The following is an 8,007-nucleotide window of genomic DNA, read 5'->3' as shown; positions in this document are numbered from 1 at the left end:
ACGCCATCAAGAAGTTGCGGCCCACAGGCGGGCTGATGCTGCGGCGTGACGGCAGCAGCCTGCCGTGGTTTGGCAAGGGTGAGATCCTGACGCAGGTCCAACGAATTTCGAAGAAGATCATTCTGGCCGCAGGATTGCGGTCCGAACTGACGTTCACCTCGTTTGGTCGGCATGGCGGGGCCACCGAATCTAAATCGTCCGGACTGACCACGTTGCAGTTGATGGAGAAAGGGCAGTGGTCATCGGTGAAGGCGATGGCGAACTACCTGCATGACGACGACGAGGGCAAGCAGGACGCGCAAATGAAGCGCATCAAACGCCGCGCGCGGCAAGCCAAACAGGCGAAGGGAAAGTGAACATTTGTCGGAATGAGCAAGCTGACCTTGTCGGAATGGAAAGTTCTTGACATGATAAGCCGTTGAAATCATTGGAGCGGGTGAAGGGAATCGAACCCTCGTATTCAGCTTGGAAGGCTGCTGCTCTACCATTGAGCTACACCCGCGTGCAGGCCGATCCCCTAACACGACCGGCGCCCCGCCTCAACCACCCTTCGCGGCAGCAAATCGGGCCCAAATCCGGCTGCCCTTAACAGGCCCGGACCGGCGGCCTATATTAATGTCTCCATTAACAACGAAAGGAGGTGATCCAGTGTCTTTTACCAAGCGCTGTCACCTCGCTGGGATCGCCCGCTAAGCGCTTTTCTTGGCATCAGGGCGTTTCTCAGCGCCTGGACCAGCGAGTTTCAAGAATGGGGCGCGACGGGTTTCCGCCGCGCCTTTTTATTTTGTCCGGGCCGCGTGCCTTACGGGGACGCCAGCCCGTTGCACTCGCTCTTGCAGCCGTGCTTTATCGATTCGCCAAGAGCCATCGCGGCGACCCTGCCGCCGCTGTTCGGAAAACAACGCCGACCCGCACATGCTGTTTTACGAACCGCTGTTCATCACGATCTTTCCTGCCTTCTACGCGGTCTACCTGCTCGCTGGCGGCATCTCGGGGCGGAAATGGTTGCTGCTGGTTGCGAGCGCACTGTTCTACTTCTGGGGCGAGCCCGCCTTTGTCCTGATCCTGCTCGCGTCAACCGCGATCGACTATGCGCTCTCTTTCCACTTGACCGAGCCGGTGCCGACCCGCAGGCGGCGGCTCGTGCTTGGCGCTGGCGTGGCCCTCAATCTCGGCATTCTCGTCGTCTACAAATATGCCGATTTCCTCGCCGACAATCTCAACGCCGTGCTCTCGCCCTTCGGCGCGCAGCGGCTGCCTCTGCTGCATCTGGCGCTGCCGATCGGCGTCTCCTTCGTGGTGTTCGAAAAGATCACCTATCTGGTCGACACTTATCGCGGTATCTCGAAGCGCGCGGCAACGTTCCGCGACTATTGCCTGTTCGTGCTGTTCTTCCCGAAACTTCTTGCCGGGCCTATTCTCAAATATCACGAGATGCAGGACCAGATCGCCAAGCCGCGACCGGTCGAGTGGGACGACTTCGGCAACGGCTTCCTGCGATTTTCCCGCGGCATCGGCCGCAAGCTCCTGATCGCCGATCCGCTCGGCAGTTTCGTCAACACGGCCTTCGCCGCCGATCCTGCAAGCCTCAGTGCGAACCATGCCTGGCTCGCGCTCGGAAGCTTCACCTTGCAAATCTATTTCGATTTTGCCGGCTATTCCGACATGGCGATCGGGCTGGCGCGCATGCTCGGCTTCGGTTTGCGGGAAAACTTCAACGCGCCTTATGCCTCGCGGTCGATCACGGAGTTCTGGCGGCGTTGGCACATCTCGCTGACGACCTGGATTCGCGACTATCTCTACAAACCGCTTGGGGGAAACCGCGAGAGCAACGCGCGCACTTATCTCAATCTCTGGATCTGCTTTCTGCTGTCCGGGCTCTGGCATGGCGCGAGCTGGAACTTCGTGCTTTGGGGCGCCTATAACGGCCTGTTTCTGACGCTTGACCGGCTGTTCCTGCGCGATGCGCTCAATCGATGCGGCGCCGTGATCGCCACCTTCGTCACGCTGTTGATCGTGATGATCGGCTGGGCCATCTTCCGCTCGGAGTCGCCGGCGCATCTGACGAGCTTCATATCGGCGCTGTTCGGCATGTCTCATGCCACCGACGCGCTGGAGATTCCGGCCGAACTGCCGTTCACGCTTGCGCTCGGCGCCGTCATCTCGCTGCTGCCGGCAACCCCGCTGTATCCGGCGCTGGTCCGCCGCTATCAGGCGAGCCGCTCGCTGCGCGCGATCACGATCGGCCTTCTCATCGTCATCTACGTGCTGGCGATTGCGCGGGCGGTGACCGCGCCGTTCCAGCCGTTCATCTATTTCAGGTTTTGAGCCATGGGCAATCTCGCGCTCTCCCGCCCGATCGTCCGCGCCGCCTTCTGCGCCTTTCTGGCGTTACTGCCGCTCGGCACCGCCTGGAATCTCCTGGCGATGCAATATTTCCCCTCGCGCATGTTCAGGATCGGCCCCAAGCTCAGCGGCGTCACTTACGACAAGCCGGTGCAGTTCTCGTTGCGCGATATTTTCGACGGCGATTTTCAGAAAGCGGCGATCAGCCGCGTCACCGACGCAATACCGGTTCGCGCGCTGCTGATTCACGTCAACAACGAAATACGTTATCAGCTATTCGGCGAACTGACCGCACCGCAGGTCGTCAAGGGCGCGAAGGGACAATTGATCGAACGAAGCTACCTCAGCGATTATTGCTCGCGCACCGAAGGGATGGGCGCCAGACTTGCGGCCGACATCCTGCCCAAGCTGAAGGACATCCAGAATTTCTACGAGCGCCGCGGCGGCATTTTCGTCTACGTGGTCTCGCCGTCCAAGGCGGCGCATCTGCCGGAATACTTTGTCGACCGCCTGCCCTGCCCGAGTACGCCGGCCGCACGGACGCAGCTGGTGCCTGATTATGTCGGCGCGCTTCGTCAAGGCGGCATCCATGTGGTGGATACCGCGAGCCTGATCCATTCGCTAAAAGGCAGCTATCCATTCGACCTGTTCCCGCAAGGCGGCGTGCACTGGAACGATGTCGGAGGCGCACGCGCGGTCTCCGCGATCGTGGATGCGATCAACGAGCAGGCCGGGCGCGAACTGATTCCGCCCTACACCTTCACCTACACATTGTCGAAACCCGCGAACGGCGCCGACCGCGAACTCGCCGATCTCCTCAACGTGTTCTTCCCGCCGCTCGGCTATCAAACCCCGAAGGTGAGTTTTCAGCCCTCCGTGCCGTGCGCGGCAAGCCCGGCGCGCCAGCTCAATGTCGCCATGGTCGGTTCCAGCTTTGGCCACCTGCCGGCGCGGATCATGATCGAGGCCAATTGCCTCGATCACCTTCAATTCTACTACTACCTGATCCTCGGCCGCTTCGGCGGCATGCCGATCCACGAACTGCAGCGCAATCTTGTCGACAGCGACCTTGCGCCGCTGCGCGATGCCAAGGTCATGATCCTCGAGGAAAACGAATCCTTCGTCGACAAGGCCGGCTATCTCGATCCGCTGCGCGCCCTGCTCAACCGCCCGTGACGGCGACGCCTCGCTTTGACCGTCACCCGGTCAGCCGCTGTCGCGCAGCACCAACTCGAATCCGAGGTCGATGTGTCGCTCGCCACCACGCTCGAGCGTCAGCGCCGCCGCCGTGCGGCCGATACTGTGTCCGTGCACGCTGATGGTGCTCAGGCTAGGCGATATCAACTGGCCCATTTCGAGATTGCCAAGGCCGACAACCGCGACGGGCTGTTCTGAAGCGGCCGCCTGACGCAGCCGGCCGGCTTTGCGCAAGCCCGCCATGAAGCCGATCGCGTAGGCATCATTGGCGGCAAACACCCCATCGACGTCCGGCAAATGCAGATTGGCAGCCGCGCTTCCGGGCGCGTTGCGATCGAGGATCAACCTTTGCGGCTCTGGCAAGCCGTGTGCCAGTGTCTCCTGGCGAAACCCGAGCCAGCGGCGGGTGCCCCGCGGTTCGTTGCCGCCGATGAACGCAAGATGCTTCCGCCCCTGCGCGATCAGGTGCCTTGCGACCGCAACGCCTGCCTTGAAGTTGTCGAAGCCGGCAACCGCGTCGATCGGATGTGCCGGCAGGTCCCAGGTCTCGACCACAGGTATTCGCGCGTTGCGAAGCAGCCGCGCACCGTCTTCGGTCGCGGGCGATCCCACCATGATGATCGCCTCCGGGCGCCGTGACAAAAGCGCCGCCAGCATTCTGTCCTCGAGCTGATCATCGTAGCGCGATTGCGCGAGGATGACCGAAAAGCCCGCCGGCTCGAGCTTGTCGGATAATCCCTGCACCGTATCAGCGAAGATCGAATTGGCGATGGTCGGCACCAGCACGCCGACCGAATTGGTCCGTGCACTCGCCAAGGCCCCGGCCACGAGATTGGGAACATAGCCGAGTTGGCGCATCGCGCGCTCGACCCGGGCGCGCGTCTCCGGCGCCACCTGTGCCGGTAACCGCACCACCCGGCTCACCGTGATCGACGAAACGCCGGCGAGTTTGGCCACCGCCGACAGCGTCGGCGGAAGTTCCGCAGGATGATCCCTGCCTTGGGGCGGCGAATTCTCGGCCATGACCGTCCATGCACGAATTGCACTTGCTCCTCTAGCATGACAGCGCTACCATCGCACCATGTTAGCGCTAACATAACTAATATAAAGGGAGCGAGACTGATGATTCCTGAGAGCATGGTGGAGGCCTATCAGCGCGACGGCGTCATCGTCGTGCCGGAGGTGCTCGATGCCGACACCCTCCAGCGCGTGCGCGGCGTGATCGCCGAACTGGTGGCCGGCGCTGCCAATGTGTCGGAGCACACCGACGTCTACGATCTCGAACCCAGCCATACGCCGGAGAATCCCCGCGTCCGCCGCATCAAGACGCCGCACAAGGTTCACCCGATCTTCGATGAGATCGTGCGCAGCCAGCCTGTGATCGAGATTCTCACCCAGCTCATCGGACCTGGCCTGCGCCTGCACGGCTCCAAGCTGAACATGAAGTCGGCGCAATACGGCTCGCCGGTGGAATGGCATCAGGACTGGGCGTTTTATCCGCACACCAATGACGACATCCTCGCGATCGGCGTGCTGCTCGACGACTGCGACCTCGAAAACGGCCCGATGCTGGTCACGCCCGGCACACATACCGGCGAGACGATGTGGAACCACCACGGTGAGGACGGCTGCTTCGCCGGCCTGATCGATCCCGACCTGATCCAGGACGAAATCAAGCGTGCGGTGCCCTGCATGGGCAAGGCCGGCAGCATGTCCTTCCATCACGTTCGTGCGCTGCACGGATCGGCGATGAACACCTCCAACCGGCCGCGCAACCTCCTGCTCTATGAGGTCGCCGCCAGCGACGCGTGGCCCCTGGCCGGTGTGAAGGATTTCGAAGAGTTCAACAGCCGCCTGTTGGCGGGACCGCCAGTGATCGCGCCGCGGCTCACGGACGTGCCGGCCCGCATGCCGCTGCCTCCGCCCAAGCGGCAGGGCTCGATCTATGAGACGCAATCGGCGTCCAAGAAGAGCTACTTCACACGCGCAGCGTAGTGACACCGACAATGCCCGCAGGCTTCGCCCGCGGGCATTTTGCTTCCGAAGCGTTTTCGATCGAAGTGGCGACCGGTTCGCGTGAAGAACACGCGTCGAAACAAAGATGAGAGCGCCGGTTTTGATCCATTCAAAACCAGCGCTCTAGAACCACAATCAAAACAAAACAAAACATACGGGGAAACGCATGACCAAGATGGGAGCCGATGGCGCCGGCAATTCGCGCCTACGTGTTGTGCTGGCCGCAAGCATCGGCTCGGCGCTCGAATGGTATGACTTCTTTCTCTACGGCACGGCCGCGGCGCTGGTGTTCGGTGAATTGTTCTTCCCGAAGAGCGATCCGGTCGTCGGCACCCTGCTCTCGTTCCTGACTTTCGGCGTCGGCTTCGCCGTACGTCCGATCGGCGGCATCATCTTCGGTGTGCTCGGCGACCGTTACGGCCGCAAGCCGGTCCTGGTCGCAACGCTCTTGATGATCGGTCTCGGCACGACCTTGATCGGCGTCCTGCCGACCTACTCGCAAATCGGCGTATGGGCCCCGATCTTCCTGGTCGCCATGCGGGTCGTGCAGGGGCTTGGCGCCGGCGCCGAATACGGCGGTGCGGTGATTTATCTGGTCGAGAACGCACCGGCCAACCATCGCGGCTTCTGGGGCGGCTTTGCGCCGCTCGGTGTTTCCGTCGGCAATCTTTTGGCGGCGGCGGCATTCGCGCTGGTATCGACGCTGCCGAAAGACCAGATGATGGACTGGGGCTGGCGCTTGCCGTTCCTGGCGAGTTTCGTCCTCATCCTCGTCGGTATCTACGTGCGCATGCGGGTTGCGGAGACGCCCGTCTATACGGAGGCGGTCGTCGCGCGCGGCATCGTCGAGAAGAACCCGGCGATGGAAGCGCTGCGCAATCATCCCCGCAACTTCCTGGTCGTGCTCGGCGCACGCATGGCGGAGAACGGCCTCGGCTATTTCTTCCCGGTGTTCGGTCTGAGCTACGTCATCAAGACGGTCGGCGTTCCGAGCTCGGAAGCGCTCAGCGCCTTGATGTTGGCCTTCGTCGTCGAGCTGTTCGCGATCCTCGGCTTTGCCGCACTGTCCGACCGAGTCGGCCGGCGACCGGTCTATATGTTCGGCGCGCTCGCCGGCGTGGCGCTCGCCTTCCCGTTCTTCTGGATGGTCGGCACCAAAGAGTGGATCCTGATCGCGCTGGCCTTCATCCTGGCGCGAGCCGTGGTGATCGCGGCGATGTTCGGCCCCCAGGCCGCCTACTTCGCTGAACTGTTTCCGCCACAGCGTCGCTTCGCGGGCTTTGCCTTCGCGCGAGAACTCGGATCGCTGCTGTCGGGCGGCCCGGCGCCGTTTGTCGCCACCGCGCTGGTCGCCGCGTACGGCACCTGGTGGCCGGTCGCCTGCTACGCGATCTTCCTGTCACTCTGCACAGTCATTGCGATCTGGATCGGGCCTGAAACCTACAAGGAAGACATTGCCGCCGCCGAGCCCCATCGGCCCAGCGAACTTCCGCAAGCCATGCCCCAACGGGCCTGAGCTGACGGGCTTTGAGCCATGGCGCAGAAGCTTTGCGTGCTGCAATCGCTATGGGCGATGGAACGGCGGCTTGCGGACGAACCGGAATGGCCGCTTCAAACCCAGCTCGCGATGATCCGCGATGCCGGGTTTGACGGCGCCGGCGTCCGCTTCATCGATCCCTCGTTTGCCAGCGAAGTCACAAGCTTCCTGCGCGCCCATGACATGATCTGGCAAGCGCAGTGCTACCCGAAATCGGTCGACGACTTGAAGCCCGTTCTCGAGCTCGTCGCCAAACTCGGCGCCGATCACGTCAACCTGCAACCGGATGTGCGGCCATATCGCCTTGCCGATTGCATTCCATTGCTCGAGGGATGGCGGCGGCTGGGAGAACAGGCCAGCGTTGCGCTGAACATCGAGACCCATCGCGACCGGATGACGACCGATCTGTTCTTTACGTTGCAGCTGCTCGACTGCTTTCCCGATCTGCGGCTGACCGCCGATCTCTCGCACTATCTGGTCGGGAGAGAATTCGCCTGGCCGGTCGACGAGACCAACCATGCCATGATGCATCGAATCCTCGACAACAGCTGGGCCTTGCACGGCCGCGTCGCAAGCCGCGAGCAGGTGCAGATCTCGTTTCGATTTCCGCAAAATCAGGGCTGGCTCGGCCTGTTCATGGGCTGGTGGGAGTACGGCATCCGCTCGTGGAGAAAGCGCGCCGGTCCCGACGCCACGCTGACGTTTCTCTGTGAGCTGGGACCAGCGCCTTATGCCATCACCGGCGCCGACGGCCGCGAACTGTCCGATCGCTGGCAGGACGCACTTGTCATGAAGGACATGATCCGCAACCTGTGGGACCGGATCGCGGTCGAGGGATGCGATTGAGGGTGAAGACCGCGGTATCCCTTAGGATACCTCGTATCATCGGCGATACTGGTGGCCCGATCCTA

At 62.3% G+C, this 8,007-nt stretch carries 6 protein-coding genes, 1 tRNA gene and 1 pseudogene; 6 read left to right on the top strand and 2 right to left on the bottom strand.

Going from position 1 to position 8,007, the window contains the following annotated elements; translation table 11 throughout:
- Positions 1-356: pseudogene (locus tag VFL62_RS16405) on the top strand (hypothetical protein); the annotation flags it as partial.
- Positions 357-428: 72 nt separating this feature from the next.
- Here VFL62_RS16405 and VFL62_RS16400 read toward each other — a convergent pair.
- Positions 429-502 (bottom strand) — tRNA-Gly (locus VFL62_RS16400).
- 413 nt (positions 503-915) lie between these two features.
- Between VFL62_RS16400 and VFL62_RS16395 the strand changes: the two genes are divergently transcribed.
- Together VFL62_RS16395 and VFL62_RS16390 are read left to right on the top strand one after the other, a co-directional pair.
- A complete protein-coding gene (locus tag VFL62_RS16395; protein ID WP_325173430.1) occupies positions 916-2,328 on the top strand; it encodes an MBOAT family O-acyltransferase in 1,413 nt (470 codons plus the stop codon).
- A gap of 3 nt (positions 2,329-2,331) precedes the next feature.
- Positions 2,332-3,522: an alginate O-acetyltransferase AlgX-related protein gene (locus tag VFL62_RS16390; RefSeq protein ID WP_325173429.1), complete on the top strand. Its 1,191-nt coding sequence runs from the start codon at positions 2,332-2,334 to the stop codon at positions 3,520-3,522.
- Between the two features lie 30 nt (positions 3,523-3,552).
- Here the strand turns inward: VFL62_RS16390 and VFL62_RS16385 are convergent, their stop codons facing one another.
- Entirely contained in the window at positions 3,553-4,566 is a 1,014-nt protein-coding gene (locus VFL62_RS16385; RefSeq protein ID WP_325173428.1) for a LacI family DNA-binding transcriptional regulator, read from the bottom strand.
- 99 nt (positions 4,567-4,665) lie between these two features.
- Here VFL62_RS16385 and VFL62_RS16380 point away from each other — a divergent pair, with 99 nt between their 5' ends.
- The 3 genes from VFL62_RS16380 to VFL62_RS16370 all read left to right on the top strand — a co-directional run bounded on the left by VFL62_RS16380 (position 4,666) and on the right by VFL62_RS16370 (position 7,942).
- Complete coding sequence (locus VFL62_RS16380; protein WP_325173427.1) at positions 4,666-5,538, top strand: phytanoyl-CoA dioxygenase family protein; 873 nt, start codon at positions 4,666-4,668, stop codon at positions 5,536-5,538.
- Between the two features lie 187 nt (positions 5,539-5,725).
- Positions 5,726-7,075 (top strand): MFS transporter, encoded by a 1,350-nt coding sequence (locus tag VFL62_RS16375; RefSeq protein WP_325173426.1) that lies wholly within the window; start codon positions 5,726-5,728, stop codon positions 7,073-7,075.
- 18 nt (positions 7,076-7,093) lie between these two features.
- Positions 7,094-7,942: a sugar phosphate isomerase/epimerase gene (locus tag VFL62_RS16370; RefSeq protein ID WP_325173425.1), complete on the top strand. Its 849-nt coding sequence runs from the start codon at positions 7,094-7,096 to the stop codon at positions 7,940-7,942.
- Positions 7,943-8,007 lie beyond the last annotated feature (65 nt).

The sequence above is a fragment of the Bradyrhizobium sp. genome (assembly GCF_035701725.1).
GTDB lineage: Bacteria > Pseudomonadota > Alphaproteobacteria > Rhizobiales > Xanthobacteraceae > Bradyrhizobium.
The sequence above is the reverse complement of the archived record's forward strand: the minus strand, read 5'-3'. Positions and strand labels throughout refer to the sequence as shown.